This is a genomic window from Bacillus paralicheniformis (genome assembly GCF_001042485.2).
Lineage (GTDB): Bacteria > Bacillota > Bacilli > Bacillales > Bacillaceae > Bacillus > Bacillus paralicheniformis.
Map to the genome: position 1 here is coordinate 1 of NZ_LBMN02000027.1, position 1,105 is coordinate 1,105.

Below are 1,105 nucleotides of genomic sequence, written 5' to 3' on the forward strand. Positions count from 1 at the left end.
GGGGATGTCGATATGCAGTCGATATTGGATCGTTTAGCAGCGCTTGAAGCGAAGGTAGGAGAATAATAAAGGAGGTATCGTATGAGTAAATACCGGAAAGCCGGGAACGTATGGGACCGTATATTCCGAAACAACTATAACCAGAACTTGGACGACATAGATTCGGACATAAAAGCCAATCGATCGTATATCGATGAGCATAAAGTTGCCAAAACCGCCCACACGTCGAAGCAAATCGAACACGGCGGTTTTACTGTTTCTGATAGACTCGATAACCTATGGGCGAGATTTACGAATTTAGTTTTAAATCACGATGGAACAGACGTGAAAGAGGTCGTCGATGCTCGCGTAGATACGGACGCGGTTGTACACCCTACGCTTAAAGATCGGCTGGACTACGAGGACAATCAGGTTAAAAAGGATCTTCAAAGTCGGTCATTAAACGTTTTAAATTATCTGATCCCAGGCGAAGCAGACGCCAGTCTTTATATCCAGCGTGCTTTAGACGATGCGTACGATTTAGGCGGCGCTCAAGTGTATGTTCCGGCTAGCTCTACGCCCTATGTGCTGAAAAAGACGTTACTCATTAAGTCGAATACGCGTCTTACTTTAAACAGTAACGCGGTGTTTGATCGGCAGCACACGGAAGACTTTATCGTAAACTTCGAAAAAGAAAAAGGAAATCCGAGATTAACGAAATATAACGGCTACTCAAACATCGTTATCGAAGGCGGAACATGGCGGTCGAATGGGGACGTTTTCAAAAGCGGCCAGGCGATCCTGATCGCGCACGCAAAGAACATTACCGTCCGTGATCTTACGGTATATGACGTATGTGGCGGTCATGCCGTTGAATTTAACGGTATTAATACGGGCTTGATTGATAACGTTAAAGCGTTCGGATTCGACGGGGCCGAGTATCGCGGAGCTTTCCAGATCGACCTTGATAAAAACGGCAACCCGCCTACGCTAGGCACATACGGAAGCTTCGACGGCACTCCGTGTAAGAACATCACGGTTCAAAACTGCGAAGTCGGTCCTTCCTCGAAAATGGCATCATGGGGTCGCGCAGTTGAATCGCACAGTTCATTCATCGGAGTATCGC

1 protein-coding gene is annotated in these 1,105 nt (G+C 46.9%); it reads left to right on the forward strand.

Annotated features, from left to right (window positions below; all coding sequences use genetic code 11):
- Positions 1 to 81 precede the first annotated feature (81 nt).
- The coding region (locus ACH97_RS16470) for a hypothetical protein (RefSeq protein ID WP_048350796.1) at positions 82 to 1,105 on the forward strand (1,024 nt) is incomplete at its 3' end.